The organism is Amycolatopsis japonica (assembly GCF_000732925.1).
Classification (GTDB): Bacteria; Actinomycetota; Actinomycetes; order Mycobacteriales; family Pseudonocardiaceae; genus Amycolatopsis; species Amycolatopsis japonica.
In genome coordinates this window covers 5,860,886-5,876,139 of record NZ_CP008953.1, presented here as the reverse complement: position 1 = coordinate 5,876,139, position 15,254 = coordinate 5,860,886, and the positions used below count along the sequence as shown (strand labels likewise).

Annotated in this window: 15 protein-coding genes; 12 read left to right on the top strand and 3 right to left on the bottom strand. The window is 69.7% G+C overall.

The features are described from left to right. Positions 1 to 133: 133 nt before the first annotated feature. From AJAP_RS27105 to AJAP_RS27095, 3 genes are read right to left on the bottom strand one after another with little or no spacing between them, the layout of a single operon-like run. Positions 134 to 2,644: a transglutaminase family protein gene (locus AJAP_RS27105; RefSeq protein WP_038516467.1), complete on the bottom strand. Its 2,511-nt coding sequence runs from the start codon at positions 2,642 to 2,644 to the stop codon at positions 134 to 136. Then, complete coding sequence (locus AJAP_RS27100) at positions 2,641 to 3,915, bottom strand: DUF58 domain-containing protein (protein ID WP_037343164.1); 1,275 nt, start codon at positions 3,913 to 3,915, stop codon at positions 2,641 to 2,643. The genes AJAP_RS27105 and AJAP_RS27100 overlap by 4 nt, the downstream gene beginning before the upstream one ends. Before the next feature lie 18 nt (positions 3,916 to 3,933). Continuing rightward, entirely contained in the window at positions 3,934 to 5,013 is a 1,080-nt protein-coding gene (locus AJAP_RS27095; RefSeq protein ID WP_038516464.1) for an AAA family ATPase, read from the bottom strand. 285 nt (positions 5,014 to 5,298) lie between these two features. On the opposite strand from AJAP_RS27095, the gene AJAP_RS27090 reads away from it, so the two are divergent. From AJAP_RS27090 to AJAP_RS27035, 12 genes are all read left to right on the top strand, one after another. Next, positions 5,299 to 5,652 (top strand): hypothetical protein, encoded by a 354-nt coding sequence (locus AJAP_RS27090; protein WP_038516462.1) that lies wholly within the window; start codon positions 5,299 to 5,301, stop codon positions 5,650 to 5,652. Positions 5,653 to 5,656: 4 nt separating this feature from the next. Next, positions 5,657 to 6,193: a DUF3558 family protein gene (locus AJAP_RS27085; RefSeq protein ID WP_084098351.1), complete on the top strand. Its 537-nt coding sequence runs from the start codon at positions 5,657 to 5,659 to the stop codon at positions 6,191 to 6,193. An 11-nt stretch (positions 6,194 to 6,204) separates the two neighbouring features. Then, the gene (locus AJAP_RS27080; protein ID WP_038516459.1) at positions 6,205 to 6,783 is read left to right on the top strand and encodes a PPE domain-containing protein; all 579 of its coding nucleotides are present in this window, start codon (positions 6,205 to 6,207) and stop codon (positions 6,781 to 6,783) included. Next, a complete protein-coding gene (locus AJAP_RS27075; RefSeq protein ID WP_038516457.1) occupies positions 6,780 to 7,532 on the top strand; it encodes an ESX secretion-associated protein EspG in 753 nt (250 codons plus the stop codon). The genes AJAP_RS27080 and AJAP_RS27075 overlap by 4 nt, the downstream gene beginning before the upstream one ends. A 52-nt stretch (positions 7,533 to 7,584) precedes the next feature. Further along, complete coding sequence (locus tag AJAP_RS27070; protein ID WP_038516455.1) at positions 7,585 to 8,103, top strand: YbaB/EbfC family nucleoid-associated protein; 519 nt, start codon at positions 7,585 to 7,587, stop codon at positions 8,101 to 8,103. Further along, on the top strand, positions 8,100 to 8,423 hold the full coding sequence (locus tag AJAP_RS27065; protein WP_038516452.1) for a type VII secretion target: 324 nt from the start codon (positions 8,100 to 8,102) through the stop codon (positions 8,421 to 8,423). Before AJAP_RS27070 ends, AJAP_RS27065 begins: the two co-directional genes overlap by 4 nt. Then, complete coding sequence (locus tag AJAP_RS27060; protein ID WP_038516449.1) at positions 8,420 to 9,451, top strand: WXG100 family type VII secretion target; 1,032 nt, start codon at positions 8,420 to 8,422, stop codon at positions 9,449 to 9,451. Before AJAP_RS27065 ends, AJAP_RS27060 begins: the two co-directional genes overlap by 4 nt. Next, positions 9,444 to 10,037, top strand: a complete 594-nt coding sequence (locus AJAP_RS27055) for a hypothetical protein (protein ID WP_228694591.1) — start codon at positions 9,444 to 9,446, stop codon at positions 10,035 to 10,037. Before AJAP_RS27060 ends, AJAP_RS27055 begins: the two co-directional genes overlap by 8 nt. Positions 10,038 to 10,627: 590 nt before the next feature. Further along, on the top strand, positions 10,628 to 11,059 hold the full coding sequence (mraZ, locus tag AJAP_RS27050) for a division/cell wall cluster transcriptional repressor MraZ (RefSeq protein WP_005156436.1): 432 nt from the start codon (positions 10,628 to 10,630) through the stop codon (positions 11,057 to 11,059). Positions 11,060 to 11,263: 204 nt separating this feature from the next. After that, positions 11,264 to 12,223, top strand: coding sequence for a 16S rRNA (cytosine(1402)-N(4))-methyltransferase RsmH (rsmH, locus tag AJAP_RS27045; RefSeq protein ID WP_038516446.1), 960 nt, complete (start codon positions 11,264 to 11,266; stop codon positions 12,221 to 12,223). Continuing rightward, positions 12,220 to 12,930 carry a hypothetical protein gene (locus AJAP_RS27040; protein WP_038516444.1) on the top strand — a complete coding sequence of 237 codons (711 nt, stop codon included), beginning with the start codon at positions 12,220 to 12,222 and terminating at the stop codon, positions 12,928 to 12,930. Before rsmH ends, AJAP_RS27040 begins: the two co-directional genes overlap by 4 nt. Beyond that, a complete protein-coding gene (locus AJAP_RS27035) occupies positions 12,930 to 14,858 on the top strand; it encodes a peptidoglycan D,D-transpeptidase FtsI family protein (protein ID WP_037343188.1) in 1,929 nt (642 codons plus the stop codon). Before AJAP_RS27040 ends, AJAP_RS27035 begins: the two co-directional genes overlap by 1 nt. The last annotated feature ends 396 nt before the right edge of the window (positions 14,859 to 15,254 follow it).

The window sequence follows — 15,254 nt, the reverse complement described above, 5'->3', positions numbered from 1 at the left end:
ACGCCTTGTCGGCATGTTCGCGTTGTCATGCCCCGGCAGGCGGGGGCTGAAGGATGCCTTCCCCGCATGAGACGCGGCGAAGGGCGCTTTCCCTGCATGAGATGCGGGGAAAGCGCCCTTCAGCCCCAGTCGGCTACTTGTCCCGCCGCCGCAGTGAACGCGGGAACAGGCGGCCCTTCCACGACATCGGCGCGTTCCGCTTGAGGCTCTTGCGCACCTCGTCGAAGGCCGGGCCCAGCGTCTGGTCGTCGGCCGGCTTGTCCGAGTACCACGATCGCTCCACGACGCCGATGACCGTCCGCAGCCCGGAGCGGCCCTCCTCGTCCAGCCGGTGCTTCTCGACGACCTTCCGGCCCGCCACGCGCACCGTGTCGCCGCCGGACAGCGGCAGGCCGCGGTCGGCGCATTCGTCCATCAGCTCGCGCCACGCCGCGTCGGCCGCGGCGGGGGAGCGGGACGCGATCTTCTGCAGCCGCAGCCGTCGCTTGATCTCCCGGATCGCCGTCGGCGTCCCGAGTCCGCCGAGGACGACCACCAGCGCCAGCGCGAACCACCACGACACCCACGCCGCCAGGAACGCGAACGCCGCCACCCACAGCGCGATCGCGATCAGCGGCAGCCAGTTCGTCACGTTCTGGTTGTCGAGGAACCCGTGTTCCGGTTCCGGCGAGTCCGGGGAGGACGACGGCCGCATCAGCGCCCGGTATCTCAACCGCGACCGCACGATCGCGACCACCGTCAGCGCGGCCGCCAGCCCGCCGAGGATCCCGGCGAGGATCGCGGGCCACAGCGGCTCTTCCTCCTGCTGGCCCGCGCCGCCGTCGGCGCCGAGGTCGTCGCCCTGGTCGCGGGGGGTGCCGGTGGCAGGGGCGCTCGACGCGGGCGCGCTCGGCACTTCCTGGGTGTCGTTGGTCGTGGAGCTGCCGGCGTCGTTCTGCAGGTACGGCGGGACGACCGCGCGGCCGTCGAGCAGCGGGGTCGGGTCGAAGCTGACCCAGCCCTTGGTCTGGAAGTAGACCTCGACCCACGCGTGCGCGTCTTCGGAGCTGATCGAGACGTGATCGCCCTTCGGCGTCCCGGAGGTGAAGCCGATGGCGACCCGCGACGGGATGCCGACCGCCCGCAGCATCACGGCCATCGCGGACGCGTACTGCTCGCAGAACCCGCGTTTGCCGTTGAGGATGAAGTCGGCGAGCGCGTCGGAGTCGGTGGCGTCGGCGGTCTTGGTGTCGTACACGAAACCGTTCTGCGCGGTGAAGAACGACCAGAGCGCCTGCGCCTTGTCGAAGTTGTTCGACTCGTTTTCCGTCAGCTGCTTGGCCTTCGCGACCACGCGGGGATCGACGCGGTCGACCTGGGTGAACTGCGGCGGCACCTCGGCCAGGCGGGCGTCGTCGAGCCGGAGTTCGTCCTTCGACGGTTCCTTGATGGACGCGGTCTCGGTGTAGGCGGGCGCGTTCTGCTTGGTCGTGGTGAACACGGCGCCGCCGACCGGGTCGTACAGCCAGTTGTCGGCCAGCCCGTTGAGCGCCCTCGGCGCGCCGTAGATCGGCAGCCAGTTGTCGACCCAGTTCGTCGGCTCGATCCGGATCTCGCGTCCGGGCCCGGCGCCGTCGTCACCCGGAGCGGGCGGAAGCCCCTTGTTGGCCTGCACGCCCTGCTGGGCACGGCCGTTCTGCGCCAGCCCCCAGCCCTTGTTCGGGGTGTAGGTGTCCAACGTGAACGCGCGCAGCAGCCGCTTGTCCGCGCCCAGCCCGTAGACCTTGAAGAGCTCCACGTTCTCGCCCTGGTCGAGCAGGCCACGCAGCTGGGTGAACGGCTCGACGCCGAAGCCGCCCGCGCCACCGCGGCCCGAACCCTGGCCGCCGGGAAGGCTGCCGACGGTGCCGACCCCGGTGACGGCGGTGCCGATCACCAGGCCCATCGCGATCGCGGCGGCCACCACGCCGACGGGCGCCGACAACGTGCTCGCCGAATTGCCCAGCCCGGGCGCGTCCCGGTTGCGCCAGCGGCGATGCCGGTGGTTGCCGTCGACGGCGAGCAGGCCGGCGAACGCGGCCGCGCCGAGCAGGAACGTCCACCACGGCAGCATGTCCTCGGCCAGCGCGGCCGGGACGGCGTACACGCACAGCAGGACCAGTCCGGTCGCGGCGGGCGCGGCGGCGGCCACGGCCAGCGTGTCGACCAGGACCGCGACCAGGCCGATCGCGATGGTGATCAGGCAGAGGATCGGCGGGGTGCCCTCGACCGGGGGCAGGCCGACGCGGATCTGCTCGGCCGCGGCGGCGAGGACACCGCGCAGTTCTTCGAGGGCGTCCGGGCCGGGGAAGATCTTCAAGATCCCGCTGGTGGTGAACGCCCCGGTGATCAGGAGCAGCAGCACCAGCAGCTGCGCCAGGCCGACGACGATGGTCGGCGCGCGCAGCGAGCGCAGGGCGAGGCCGGTCGAGGCGATCAGCACGACGGCGACCAGCAGGTAGCCGAACCACGCCCAGCCGGAGACCACGCCGGTGAGCGAGGTCGAGGCGAACAACGTGGCGAGCCCGGCGGCGACCGGCGCGAGCACGCTGCTCGTCCAGACGGGCGGCGGAGCGGAGGGCCGCGGTTTGGGGGTGTGCTGCAGGGGCGGCGCGGTCGCGGTCACAGGCCGCCTCCGATCAGCGTGCCCCGGCGGGTGGCCGTCTGGCAGAGCTCGGCCCAGACCTGCGGCATGGGCGATCCGGGACCGGCGACGACGACGCCCCAGCCCGCGGCTCGCAGCAGCGCCACCGATTCCTCGGTGGCGGCGGCACGGTTTTCGGGCCGGTTGACGCCGGACGACCAGCCAGGGGTGTCGAGCAGCACGGCGAGGCTCCGGATCCCGCGCGGGCGGTACCGGGACAGCTCGTGCACGGATTCGTTGCTGACGGTGCCGAGCACCGCGATGAGTTCCTGTCCCTCGGCCGGGTCGTGGCCGAGGGTGATGTCGCGCTGGTGCGCGGGCTGGAGCGCGGCGAGCACGTCGAGCACGACGTTGTCGTAGTGCTCGCCACCCTCGCCGGGGGTGTCGGCCAGGGTCAGGCCGTGTTCGGTGATCAGGCGGACCCGGTGCCCGGAACGCCGCAGGTGCAGCGCCACGGAAGCGGCGAACGAGACGGCCCATTCGAGGCTCGCCGCGGGGCCGGTGCCGTGGTGCGCGGCCGCGCGGTGGTCCAGCAGCACCGTGGTGCCGCCGCGCCACGGCCGTTCCTCGACGCGGACCATGATCTCGTCGCGGCGGGCGGTCGAGCGCCAGTGGACCTTCCGCAGGTCGTCGCCTTGGCGGTACTGCCGGACGATCACGTCCGACTCGCCCTGCCCGGCGTGCAGGCGGATGCTGCCGTCGTCGCCCGCGCCGATCCCGGCGCCGCTGGGCAGACCCCACAGGCCGACCACCTTCGGCACGACGACCAGCCGGGAATGCGCGATCAGCTCACGTTCGAACTCGCACAGCCCGAACGGGTCGGTGATCGTCGCCCGCAGCGGGCCGACCTGCTGGATCCCGCGCAGCACCGGCTGCAGCGGATACCGCAGCGCGACCCGGCGGTCGTGGGGGAGGCGTTCGACGACGAACCGTGGCCGCGAACCGAGCGCGTAGGGCACGCCGTCTTCGAGCAGCACCTCACCGGCCGGGAGCCTGCCGTTCCGCCAGAGTTCGAGCTGGACCTCGCCCGGCGAGCCGACCGAGACCCGCTCCGGGCGCAGCGAGCGGGCCGCGCCCAGCCGCAGCCGGGTCGCCGAGATGAAGAAGGCGACCAGCAGCGGCAGGGCGATCACGAACACCGCGACCCGCAGCAGATCCCGTTCGTTGAGCACGAACGAGCACGCCGCCGCGGCGACGCCGGCGGCGAGGAGGCAGCGGCCGCGTGTGGTCAGGCCGGACAGAGCACGCAGCATGGCCCCGTATTCCTTTACTCAGCGGTGGTTCGAGCCCTGCGGAACGGGAACGCGGTGCAGGATCGCGCGGACCACGTCGGTGGCCGACCGGCGGGCGGCGTGCGCCTCGGTGGTGAGCACCATGCGGTGGGCCAGCACCGGGACCGCGACCGTGTGCAGGTCGTCCGGGACGACGAACTCGCGGCCGGAGAGCGCGGCCTGCGCGCGGGCGGCGCGGACCAGCTGCAGGGTCGCCCGCGGCGAGGCACCGAGGCGGATCTCCGGCACCTGACGGGTCGCGGCCACCAGGTCGACGGCGTACCGGCGGATCTCCGGCGACATGTGCACCGAGCGCACCGTCTCGATCAGCCGCTGCACCGACTCGCGGTCGGAGACCGGCTCGAGGTCGGCCAGCGGGTTGTGCCCGGCGTGCTCGTCGACCATGGCCAGCTCGGCCTGCTGGTCGGGGTAGCCGATGGACACCCGCGCGGTGAACCGGTCCCGCTGGGCCTCGGGCAGCGCGTAGGTGCCCTCCATCTCGATGGGGTTCTGGGTGGCGATCACCATGAACGGCTCTTCGAGGTGGTAGGTCGAGGTGTCGACGGTGACCTGGTGCTCTTCCATGCATTCGAGCAGGGCCGACTGCGTCTTCGGCGAGGCGCGGTTGATCTCGTCGCCGACCACGATGTTCGCGAACACCGGACCGGGACGGAACTCGAACTCGCCGCTCTGCCGGTTGTAGATGGACACCCCGGTGACGTCGCTGGGCAACAGGTCGGGGGTGAACTGGATCCGGCTGACGGTGCAGTCGATCGAGCGGGCCAGCGCCTTCGCCAGCGAGGTCTTGCCGACCCCGGGGACGTCTTCGACGAGGAGGTGGCCTTCGGCGAGCAGGGTCACGAGCGCGATGCGGATGACGTCGGGTTTGCCGACCAGTACCCGCTCCACGTTGGCGGCGATCCGCCGCGCGGTCTCGTGCAGTTCGTCCAGCGACGCTCTGGCCTCCCGGCCGTTCTGCCGACCGCTGACCGAGCCGGCGCCCGTGGGGTACGGCGCTTGCCCGGTTGCCTGCTCGCCCTGGTGTTCGCCGGGCGTCGCAGACTGGATTCTCGACGTCACTCGACCTCCTGATGCCGCGTGGCTGGATGTCCGCTGGATCCTGCTGAAGGTCAGCTTTCAAGGCCCGAGCAGTCCCCCGGGTAGCGGTCAGCCTCCCACGAAGTGTGTCAAACTCGGGCGAACTCGTGGGGGGAACCCCGCCAACCCCAGTCGATGACTCTGTGCAACCAGAGACCTTACCTCGATCGGGTGAGGTGAGCGCGTTTTCGGGTGCTCCCGCTGACGCCTTGTTTTGTCGTATGCTCCGGTGCGAGGTCGCTCGACTACGGAGAGGCGTAATCGCTTATGAGCGAGGTGAGTACCGCCAAGCCACGGTTCGATCTGAGCGGGTTCGCGGTCGCGCCGGAGCTGGCCGCCGACGCCCACGTGAAGATCTCCGCCCTGCAAGACGTGGTCGGCCAGATGGTCCGCGAGGCGAAGGTGCTCGGCCGCACGGTTCCCCTCGGCGGGGGATACGCGGACGAGGTCGGCAAGTTCATGGCGCAGTACGGGATCGGCACCGAAGGCTCCGCGGTCGAGGCGCTCACCGCGTTCGGCAAGGAACTCGAGGCGCTCAAGAACCGGATCGAGAAGGCGCTGGCGAAGTACACCCGACAGGATGAACAAGCGGCGGCGGATGTGGATTGTGTCGGCGGCTGACCCCATGAAGTCCGGCCTTTCCGCGCTCGGCGTCCTGGTCGTCCTCACAGTGTCCGCCTGCGGGCAGGGGGCCGCAGGCCAGGCGCCGGTTCCGGCCGCCGACGGTGCCCCGGCTCCCGCGCCTTCGTCCTCGGCGCCCGCGCCGGATCGCGGCGTGGATCCGTGCACGCTGCTCGACCCGAAGGACAGGTCGACCGCCGGGATCAACGTGCTCGGCGTCGCGAAGGAGATCAACGGCGCCCGCGCCTGCGACTGGACGGTGCCCGCCACGTTCGGCGTCACCATCACCGTGGACGAGAAGAACGGCCTGGCGGATCTCGAGGTCGCGCGCAAGACCGCCACCAAGACCAAGGTCGGCGGCCGGAACGCGCTGAAGGTCGCTGACAAGAAGGCCGCCGACGGGACCTGCGCGGTCCTGCTCGGCATGGGGGAGAAGGCGAGTGTCCAGATCGACGTGAGCAACACGAACTTCACCGACACCCCGCTCGCCTGCGAGCGCGCGGTGACGGTGGCGGGATTGGCCGAACCCAAACTGCCTTAGGAGAAGGTGCCGTGCCTGAAGGAGAGACGCCGGGACGAGAGGTCCCGGTCGCGGCCACGCGATACGAGGCGTACAGCCACGAAGCGCTGGCCGCCGAAGTCGAAGCGGGCAACGACCCCGAGGCCGCGGGCGGTATCGGAGCCGGCTGGGACGCGCTCGCGCGGCGCATGCAGGACGCGACGTCGGAACTGGCCGGGCTGGTCGGCAGCAGTGAGGAGAACTGGCGCGGGGAAGCGGGCGACGCGCTCCGCGGGGTGCTGGCGACGGCGTCCGGCTGGCTGGCCTGGTCCGCGGACCTCTCGTCCTCGCTCGGGAAGGCGGTGTCCGGACAGGCCGAGGTCGCGGCGCGGGCCCGCGCCGACATGCCGCCGCCGGTGGACTACGACCCCGGCGCGATGATCCGCGGGGCCGCGGCGGGCGGGAACCTCGCGCTCCTGGCCGCGCTCGCCGACGAGATGGAGGCCAAGCACGCGGAAGCCGAAGAGGCCCGCCGCAAGGCCGTCGACGTCATGAACACCCGCGATGCCTCGTTGCGTTCGCTGACCCCGCGGGTCTCCTTCGGGAAGCCGCCCGAGCTGGGGCGGTCTTGATCCGCGTTTCCGCGTCGGCGTTCGACGTCCTCTGGACCGATCTGGGACACGCGGCCCCGCCCTGGCCGCTGTCCGTGCGCAGCGTCGGCGCCACGGAAGCGGAACGCGCCGAGATCCGCGGCGCGGTCTACGACAACCTCGCCGAACGAGGCCTCTATGACGGGGACCGGCTCGACGCCGCCCTGGAAGCGCGGCTGGACCTGCTCGCGCGCGCCGAGGTCTACGTCGAATGCGAGGCGCTGGCCGATATGACGGCTCCGGCACCTTTCCGCGCGGTCGCGGCCGCGCGAGGGCGGCACGGCGTGCTGGCCACGCAACCCGAGCAGACCATCGCGCTCTCCGGGATCGGCGACGGCGAGGTGTTCGGGGCGATCGTCGACGTCCTGCCCGAACTGCGGCCCGGCCCCGGTTACGGCATCAGCCTGCCCGCGGCGCGCTTCGGCGACGCCCTGGAGGATCCGGTGTTCGGCGAGGGCGGGCGATCGTCGGCTTCGGACGGTCAGCTGCGCGAGGTGCTCGCGATCCAGGCGCGGCCCGTCTACAGCGCGGGCCAGTTCACCGTCCGGACCCGCGACCGCGACGGCCGGGCGCACCGGGCGGGCGGGCTGACCTGGTTCGACACCGACGTCGGCGCGTACTGCGCGGCGCGCACCGAGGGCCGCGGCGGGCAGGCGTGGGTGAACGTGTCCCCTGTGGATGGTCCCCGGCTGGCCGCGCGACTGGCCTCGCTGCTGGACCCGGACCGCTAGGTTGTGACGAGTCGAAAGCCTGAGGGGGCCTTCGGGAAGTGGGGGTTTCGGAATGACCGTGCCGTTCGGTGGCCACGTGCGGGATCCGCAGGAGTGGATGCGGGAACAGGAGCGGCGCAGCGCCGCTCTGCTCGCCAAGGCGGAACAGGCGAAGGCCGATCTGGAGAACAACGTCGTCACGCTGAGCAGCCCGGACCGGCTGGTCACCGTGACGGTCAACCCCGGTGGGGGACTGACGTCGCTCTCGCTGTCCCCGCAGGCGCAGGAGCGGCCGCCCGCCCAGCTCGCGTCGCTGATCATGAGTACCTACCGCAAGGCGACGACGCGGGCCGCGGACCGGACGCTGGAGATCATGGCCGGGCTGACCGGCGAAGACTCCGACGCGGTGGACTTCATCAAAAGCACCCTGCCGCCGAGGGAAGAAACGCAGCCCGCTCCGGAACCGGACGACTCCGCACGCTTCGGCGTCCCGGCCGAACCGCCGCCCGCTAAACCCCGGCCGCCCCGTCCTGTGTCCGATGAGGACGACGGCGAGGACTTCCAGCACGTCGACTGGACCGGCCGCTCGTGAGCGGGCCGGGATACGGCGTCTCGCCGGAACGCCTCAAAGCACACGCGGACCAGGTCACCGACCTCGCCGACCGCATTCGCGGCGCGGCCTCGGCGGCGAACCAGGTCGGGATGGGCGGCTTCCAGGGCTATGGCCTGCTGTGCGCGGTGCCCGTCGGCGGTGTCCTTCAGCTGGCCCAGGGTGACGCGGACGAGCTGATGACCAGCGCGGCGAATCTCGGCGACGCGTTGTCCGATGCGCTGAGGAAGGCGGCCACGGACTACACGAAGATCGACGACGACGCGGCGCAGCTCGGCCGGGACCTGGGGAAGAAGCTGTGAGCGAAGAGCTGATCGCGAAGAAGGAAGACGACGAGAAGTACTTCAAGGGCTCCGGTCTCGGCGACAGCATCGAAGGCTTGGTGGGCACTCTCAACCCGAAGCCCGACGAAGACATCGACGCGTTCGCGCTCGCGATGGACGGGGTCTCCGTCGGGCTGGACGCCCTGTCGATGGTCTTGAATCCGCTCGGAGAACTGGTCAAGGCCGGTGTCGGCTGGCTGATGGAGAACCTCGACTTCATCCGCGAACCACTGGAGATCCTCACCGGCGACCCCGACCTGGTCCAGCGAGCGGCGCAGACCTGGAACAACATCGCCATCGAACTCGAAGCCGTCGCGGGTGACTACGAAGGTTCACTGAGCACGACATCCGGATGGGACGGTGACGCGGCCATCGCCTACCGCCGCGTCGCGCTGCAGTACACCCAGTCGCTCCGCGATGTCGCCGCGGAAGCGAAGGAATCGGCGCGGTGGATCACCACCGGAGGGATGGTGGTGGCGACCGCGCGGGCGCTGATCTTCGACATCATCGCCACCTTCATCAGTGATGTGATAACCCGGGCGCTGCTCGCGCTCGCGTCGTCGTGGTTCACCTTGGGCGGCTCGGTCGCCGCTTTCACCGCGAGTGTCTTCGCCGATGCGGTCACGGTCATGGCGAAGATCCAGAAGAAGCTGGGCAAGCTGCTGAGCGCCATCCAGAAGTTCGTGAAGAGGTTCGAAGGATCGAGCGACCGGGCCAGAGAAGCGGCGCGGGCGCTCGGGCGGAAGTCGTCAGAACTGGGGCGTGAAGCGAACAGGGCGATCAAGGCGAGCGACGAGACCCTGGACGGACTCAAGGGTGACAACCTCAAGTACCTCCGTACCGCGAAGGAACGTATGGAGACCACCGTCAGGGGAAAGATCGCCGACAACACGGGTTTGAAGATCGGCAAGGAAGCGGGCAAGGCGGCTGCCGAGAACCGGGAGCAATACGACGGTGGGTCGGCCAAATCCGGCCGGATCAGCGGATCGCTCGACGACGATGGCTGAGCGGGCCGAAGTCGGCGAGCCGCCGACCAGGAAGCGTCGAAGCCGGTCCGGCTTGAAGATGGTCACAGGTGTCGTCTTCGCGGTGCTGGGTGTGTGGTTCATGGCTTCGCTGGGTTCCGCGTTGGAAATCAGCCAGGTGCACGACGTCGACAGGTTCGGCACGGCGCAGGTCAAGGGGTGTCATCGCACCCCGATGGCGCTCTGGATGACCTATGTCTGCGAGGCGGAGGTCAAATGGGATCGAGAGCTGCTGGGCAAACCGCGGGTCTCTTCCACGACGATCGGATCGTCCACTGATCTCTCGGGTGTCGTGGAGGTCGTGTCCTATAGGTGGGCGGGCCGGCACGGGGCACCTCATTACGGCACGGTCCCCGTGGATCGGCCGCGGGCGCCGTTTTCCTATGGGTGGTGGATGTTCTTCACCTTCGTGAGCCTGATCCCCGGGTATGTAACCGGCTGGTTCGCGGGCAAGGGCATCGACCGGCTCCTGCCGGAACCGAAGGAGAAGCCCAAGGACTGGCGCGGCGTCAGTCGTCGCGCCACACCCGGGATGAACGGACGCCGTCGCAAGCGCAACCGCGGCTGACCTCGGGATGCCCGCCTTGACTGGGGTTGCGAAAGCCACTTTCGCAACGTTGAAGGTTGCGAAAGTGGCTTTCGCAACGTCGGCCGTTGCCGTGCCCGTACCACCCTGGCGATCACGTCGCGAAAGCCACTTTCGCGACGTCTGATGTCCCGAAAGTGGCTTTCGCGACACGCCTCCCGAACCCTCACGAGGGCGGGACGGAGTCCTTTGTCGACCGGGGTTCATCGGATGACCCGACGCCACCCTCCACTGTGTCCTCGGCCGTCCCCACCGGCCCCCACCGGATTCCCCACTTTCACCCCCACTTCGCGCCACAGCAGGGTTCCGGCGGCCGATATCCGGACGTGTCAGGCATGGATGAGGTTGCTTCGATACCCGCCCAGGGGGATCTTGGCCACCGTCCCCCACCGAGCCCCCACCAGGCCCCACCTGGCTGACCAGCGAAAACGTCTGACACGACGGAGTGGTCGCGGCTTTTGCCGCGTTGACTGTGGTGAAAAGTGGGGTACGGTGGTGCGCAGTGGGGCAGAAGGGAGCCCCGTGGCCGGGCTTGGTTGTTCGCAGCCGAGATCGGTAGGGAGGTGGAGCCGGTGTTCCTCGGCACCCACACCCCGAAACTGGATGACAAGGGGCGGCTCACGCTGCCCGCGAAGTTCCGCGACGCGCTCGCCGGTGGGCTGATGGTCACCAAGGGACAGGATCACTGTCTCTTCGTCTTTCCCCGGGCCGAGTTCGAGCAGATGGCGAGGAAGGTCGCCGACGCCCCGTTCACGAACGAGGCGGTCCGGGCCTATCAGCGTTATCTCTTCGCCGGGACGGACGAACAACGCCCGGACGGGCAAGGACGTATCGCGATCGCGTCCGAGCTCCGACGCTATGCCGGGCTGAACAAGGAGTGCGTGGTGATCGGGGCGATCACCAGGCTGGAGATCTGGGACGCCCAAGCGTGGCAGGGCTACCTGGACGAACACGAGGACAGCTACGCGAAGGCTCGAGAGGAAGTTCTGCCGGGCGTCTTCTAGACGTGACCGAGGAAGCACCCACGCCGTCGGGGGGCGCGGGTTCACGCTTCGGACACGCCGGGAACCGTCCACACGGATGCCGTGAGGCCTCTGTCCGCTCAGTGGCCCTGGTACACCTTCCCCGGTACCAGGTCAGCAGGCGGGCGGACAGGGACCTGACGGCATCCGGCATCTTCCCCGGCACTACAGGAAAGGGGGGAAGACATGGCAGACGAACACGAGCACGTCCCGGTGCTGCTCGACCGCATCGTCGAACTGTTCGCGCCGGTCTTCTCCGACCGCGAGGCCGTGCTGGTCGACGCGACCGTCGGGCTCGGCGGTCATTCCGACGCGCTGCTCACCGCGTTCCCCCGGTTGCGCCTGGTCGCCCTCGACCGTGACCCCAACGCGCTGGAGCTTTCCGCGAAACGGCTTGCGCGGCACGGTGATCGTGTCGACTTCGTGCACGCGGTCTACGACGAGATGCCGTCCGCGCTGCAGGGTCTCGGACTGTCCAGAGTGGACGGGATCCTGTTCGACCTCGGGGTCTCCTCGATGCAGCTCGACCGGGCCGAGCGTGGTTTCGCCTATTCCAAGGATTCCCCGCTCGACATGCGCATGGACCCGACCACCGGGTTCACCGCGGCCGACGTGCTCAACACCTACGCCCCCGGCGAGCTGATCCGGATCCTGCGCGACTACGGCGAGGAACGGTTCGCCCAGCGGATCGTCAAAGCCGTTGTGGCGGAACGGGAGAAGGAACCCTTCACGCGCAGCGGACGGCTGGTGGAACTGCTGTACGACGCGGTCCCCGCGGCGAGCAGGCGCACCGGCGGGCATCCGGCGAAGCGCACCTTCCAGGCGCTGCGGATCGAGGTCAACGGCGAACTGGAAGTGCTGCGGCGGGCGATGCCGAGGGCGCTGTCCTGCCTGGCCGTCGGCGGCCGCATCGTCGTGGAGTCCTATCAGTCCCTCGAAGACAGGCTGGTCAAGCAGGCCTTCGCGGAACTGGCGAAATCCCGGACGCCGGAAGGGCTTCCGGTGGAACTGCCGGGCCACGGCCCGGAACTGAAACTGCTCACCAGAGGGGCCGAGAAGGCCGGCGAGGCGGAGACCGAACAGAACACGCGGGCCGCCTCCGTGCGGCTACGGGCCGCCGAACGGATCGGAGACCGAGCACGATGACCGCTCCCGCGAAGTCCCGCGGCCGCCGGACACCGCCGCCCGGACGGCGTGCCCGCGCGACCGCCACCACCGACCAGGCGACCGACACCACCGAGACCACGACGTCCCGCGCCTCCCGTGGCCGGACGTCGGCGGCCGAGCGTGCCTACGCCCGCCGTGCCCAGCGCGCCGACCTGCTGCAGCGAGACCAGCAGCGCAACCGTCCCGACGCGGAAGGCGGCGCGGGCAAGGAAGAGCCAAAGAAGAAGCTCAAGCTGCGCTGGCCGCGTTCGCGCGCGTCGTTCGTGCTGATGATGATGGGCATGCTGGCCGTCGGTGTGGCATGCACGCTGTGGCTGACCACGCAGGCCATCGCCGATTCGTACCGGCTCGAACAGCTCCGCACGACCAACGCCGGGCTCGCCGAGGCGAAGGAACGGCTGCAGCGCGAGGTCGCGAAGGCCGAGTCGCCCGCGTCGCTGGCGCCCAAGGCCAGGGAACTGGGCATGGTGCCCGGCGGCGACCCCGCGCATATCGTGGTCGGCCCGGATGGACAGTCCACTGTGGTCGGTGAGCCGAAGAAGGCCGAAGGGGAGGCGCCCGCCGCCTCGGCCGAATCGACGGCGCCCCCGCCCGCCGAGGGAACGCAGCAGGGCACCCCGTACGAGGGCGACCAGCCCGCGGTGCCGCAGGAGAACGCGGCGACCCCGGCGCAGGGAGGTCAGTGATGTCGCCCGGCCGCCCGGCTCAGGCCAGGGCCCGGTCGGCGGGGAGCGCGCGGCGGACCTACGCCGCCGGGACCCGTCGTGCCACCGCCCGCCGGGGCAACGGCGGGAACCGGAGCCGGTTCACCGGTGTCCGGATCCTGCTGATCGTCGTGATGGTGCTCGCCGGCCTCAAACTGGTGCAGGTGCAGTGGTTCGAGGCCGGAGCACTGTCCGAGGCGGCGGAACGGCAGCGGACGTCGGTGATCGAAAGTCCCGCGCAGCGCGGCTCCATTCTGGACCGCAACGGGACGAAGATCGCGTTCAGCGTCGAAGTGCGGACGCTCGCGGTGAGCCTGAACTGGCTCCACAAGACGATGGACGACTTCGCCGCGAAGAACCCGACCAAGGGCAAGAACTTCGAGTCCGAGGTGGCGGGCGCGGCGAAGCTGATCGCGGCCAAGCTGCCCGGGGTGATCACCGAGCAGGAACTGCTGGACAAGTTCCACAAGCCGGACGGCTTCACCTACCTGGTCCACGACATCGAACCGTCGGTCGCCGAGGCGATCGTCAAGGAATACCCTTGGATCAGCGTCGAGAAGCGTTCGAAGCGGGAGTATCCCGGTGACTCGGTCGGCGCGAACATCGTCGGCTACGCGAACTGGCGCACCGACGACAAGGACGTCTCCAAGCACAACCTGCACGGTGGTTACGGTCTCGAAGCCTCGCGGGACAACGATCTCGCCGGAACACCGGGCCGCAAGATCGTCAACACCCGGAACGGCAACGACAATCTCGTCATCCCGGGCACCGAACGGGACATCCAGAACGCCGTCCCCGGTTCGGACCTGCAGCTCACGATCGACACCGACCTGCAGTACGAACTGCAGCGGCAGCTGAGCGATTACGTCGCGAAGTCGAAGGCCAAGGGCGGCCAGGCGGTCATCCTGGACTCGAAGACCGGCGAGGTCTACGCGCTGGCCAACGACAAGACCGTCAACCTCAACGACCCCGCTTCGCGCAGCGAGACGGAGAACCTGAACAACCGCGCGGTGACCACGCCGTTCGAACCCGGTTCGGTGAACAAGATCGTCACCGCCGCGGGCGCGATCGACGCGGGGATCACCACGCCGGAGGCGTCCCTGCCGGTGCCGGGTTCGTTGCAGGTCGCGGACAAGATCGTCAAGGACGCCTGGCACCACGGCACCCAGCAGTTCACCACCACCGGCATCTTCGCGAAGTCGTCGAACGTCGGCACCCTGTTGCTGGCGCAGAAACTCGGCGAGGACCGGTACGCGGATCTGCTGAAGAAGTTCGGCCTCGGCCAGCGCACCGGGCTCGGCCTCCCGGGTGAGAGCCCCGGTGTCGTGCCGCCGCGCAACCAGTGGTCGGCCACGACCTTCGGAAACCTGCCGATCGGGCAGGGACTTTCGATGACCGTCGTGCAGATGGCCGGGATGTACCAGGCCATCGCGAACGACGGCCTGCGGGTGGAACCCCGGGTGGTCAAGGCGAAGGTCAACCCGGACGGGACCCTCGTCCCGGAGCCGGCGCCGAAGACCGTCCAGGTCATCAGCCCGCAGGCGGCGAAGACCGTACGCGAGATGATGCGCGCGGTGACGCAGAAGGGCCGCGGGCAGCAGAGCGGCACCGGGCCGAAGGCGGCGCTGGAGGGCTACCAGATCTCGGGCAAGACGGGCACCGGCCAGCAGGTCGACCCGCAGACGAAGACGTACAGCAACCATCTGTACAACATCACCTTCGCCGGGATCCTGCCCGCCGACAACCCGCGTTTCGTGGTCGGCATCCGGCTCGACGCGCCGGACGCCACCCTGCAGCAAGGACTCTCGGCCGCGCCGCTGTTCCACTCGGTGGCCGCGTACCTGGCGCAGCGGTTCCAGATCCCGCTCTCGGACGGTCCGTCGCCTCAGGTGCCGCTGGTGCTTTCCTGACGTGACACGCGTGTTTGGGGCCGGAACTCGCGTGCTTGAAGGCGGAACTCGATCATCCGTCCCGAGACACGCGAGATCCGGCTTCAGACACAGGAGATCCGGCTCCGGGCACGTGAGTTCCGGCTCTGGGAACGTCGGCTGAGCGGCCTCAGTACCCGCGTTGCGAAAGGCACTTTCGCAACCTTGAACGTTGCGAAAGTGGCTTTCGCGTCATCGGGCACCGCGTCGGAACGTGATCGTCGCTGTGTGTGAACGGGCCTCCGCGCCGGGCGCCGTCCGGAATCACCGGTCCCGGCGCGCCCGAAGTCCTCAAGCGACAGTCGGAAGCCCTTGCGTGCCAAGGAGAGCCCGCGAAACCCATTACCACGAGCATGATCGCCGCGCTCACACCCCGCA

Bases quoted from the DNA above. Each gene is read 5' to 3' on its own strand.
- AJAP_RS27070 (WP_038516455.1), top strand. From the start codon at position 7,585: ATGACCGTGCCGTTCGGTGGCCACGTGCGGGATCCGCAGGAGTGGATG.
- rsmH (WP_038516446.1), top strand. From the start codon at position 11,264: ATGGCAGACGAACACGAGCACGTCCCGGTGCTGCTCGACCGCATCGTC.
- AJAP_RS27085 (WP_084098351.1), top strand. From the start codon at position 5,657: ATGAAGTCCGGCCTTTCCGCGCTCGGCGTCCTGGTCGTCCTCACAGTG.
- AJAP_RS27090 (WP_038516462.1), top strand. From the start codon at position 5,299: ATGAGCGAGGTGAGTACCGCCAAGCCACGGTTCGATCTGAGCGGGTTC.
- AJAP_RS27040 (WP_038516444.1), top strand. From the start codon at position 12,220: ATGACCGCTCCCGCGAAGTCCCGCGGCCGCCGGACACCGCCGCCCGGA.
- AJAP_RS27100 (WP_037343164.1), bottom strand. From the start codon at position 3,915: ATGCTGCGTGCTCTGTCCGGCCTGACCACACGCGGCCGCTGCCTCCTC.
- AJAP_RS27035 (WP_037343188.1), top strand. From the start codon at position 12,930: ATGTCGCCCGGCCGCCCGGCTCAGGCCAGGGCCCGGTCGGCGGGGAGC.
- AJAP_RS27055 (WP_228694591.1), top strand. From the start codon at position 9,444: ATGGCTGAGCGGGCCGAAGTCGGCGAGCCGCCGACCAGGAAGCGTCGA.